Annotated in this window: 2 protein-coding genes; both read left to right on the top strand. The window is 58.2% G+C overall.

What is annotated here, in order from left to right; all coding sequences use genetic code 11:
• On the top strand, positions 1-809 hold an 809-nt coding region (locus SYN65AY6A5_RS14260; protein ID WP_240530962.1), incomplete at its 5' end, for a transposase.
• Between the two features lie 79 nt (positions 810-888).
• Positions 889-1,389 (top strand): 3-hydroxyacyl-ACP dehydratase FabZ, encoded by a 501-nt coding sequence (fabZ, locus tag SYN65AY6A5_RS01800; RefSeq protein WP_011430776.1) that lies wholly within the window; start codon positions 889-891, stop codon positions 1,387-1,389.
• Positions 1,390-1,410: the final 21 nt, after the last annotated feature.

The raw sequence follows: 1,410 nt of genomic DNA, 5'->3' as shown, positions 1-1,410 counted from the left end.
TTCGAGGGCAGTTTATCCATCTGCCCAAGATTGGGCCGGTCAAGCTGGTCCAACACCGTCCTTTGCCTGAGGGGTTTGTTATCAAAACGGCCACCATCACCCGCAAGGTGGATGGGTGGTACGTCACCTTGAGTTTGCAGGATTCGTCTGTCCCGGAATGGAGCCCTGACACGCCAACGTGGGAAAACACGATGGGGATAGACCTGGGGCTAAGCTCTTTCTTGGTCACCGATGAGGGTGAGGCGGTTGAGGTTCCTCAGCATTACCGTAGGGCGCAAAAGCCCCTCAAGCGGCTGCAACGGTCTGTATCGCGCAAGCAGAAGAGGCCAAACCGCTACCAGAAAGCGGTCAAGAGGTTGAGCAAGGCACATCAGAAAGTAGCCAACCAGCGCCGAGATTTTCACCACAAAACTGCCCGCAAACTTTTGCAGACAAGAAAGCACATAGCCCATGAGGCGTTGGACATCAAAGGTCTGGCGAGGACTCGACTGGCCAAATCTGTGCATGATGCTGGGTGGGGGCAGTTCCTGCAAATTCTGGCAGCCAAGGCTGAAAGAGCTGGGCTGTTGACGATTGCAGGGGATCCCCGCGGCAGCAGTCAAGGGTGCTCGGGGTGTGGTCGTGAGGTGCCCAAAAAGCTGCATGAGCGGTGGCACGATTGCCCCTCCTGCGGGCTAAGGCTGTCACGGGATCACAACTCGGCGCGAGTTATCAAATCCAGAGCGGTGGGGCGTCCCGTTCTTCAAGCTCAGGAAATGTCCTGCCATTGGGCAGGAGTCACTGTTGGCGAAGCGTGGCGTAAGCCATGAAGCCTGCACTCTATGCGTCAGCATGAGTGCGGGAGTACGTCACGGTTTCACGGTTTGTCTTCTGGCTCTGTGGGTTACTATGTCCTCTGATGTCTCTCCTCCACCTCTTCTCTCGGCTGAAGCAGCTGCCCAGTTGGCAACCGCTCCCCCCGTCTTCACCACGGATCAAATCCTGGAGATCCTGCCCCATCGCTACCCTTTTTTGCTGGTGGATCGCGTGGTGGAGTATCAACCAGGGCAACGGGCGGTGGGCCTGAAAAACGTCACCTTCAACGAGCCCTTTTTCCAGGGGCACTTCCCCAACCGACCGATCATGCCCGGCGTTCTGATCGTCGAGGCCATGGCGCAGTTGGGAGGGATCGTGTTGACCAAGTTGCCGGATGTGGCTGGGCGGTTGGCTCTCTTTGCCGGCATCGATGGCGTTCGCTTCCGCCGCCCCGTGCTGCCGGGGGATCAGTTGCTGCTGTCAGCCAATTTGCTCACCATCCGGCAAAAACGCATCGGCAAGATGTTTTGTCGGGCCCAGGTGGGGGGACAGTTGGTGACCGAAGGGGAGCTGATGTTCTCCCTGGTGGATTGATGGGCCAACAGCGGCCAGCAG

It is taken from the genome of Synechococcus sp. 65AY6A5 (genome assembly GCF_002760415.1).
Lineage (GTDB): Bacteria > Cyanobacteriota > Cyanobacteriia > Thermostichales > Thermostichaceae > Thermostichus.
The sequence above is the reverse complement of the archived record's forward strand: the minus strand, read 5'-3'. Positions and strand labels throughout refer to the sequence as shown.

Bases quoted from the DNA above. Each gene is read 5' to 3' on its own strand.
- fabZ (WP_011430776.1), top strand. From the start codon at position 889: ATGTCCTCTGATGTCTCTCCTCCACCTCTTCTCTCGGCTGAAGCAGCT.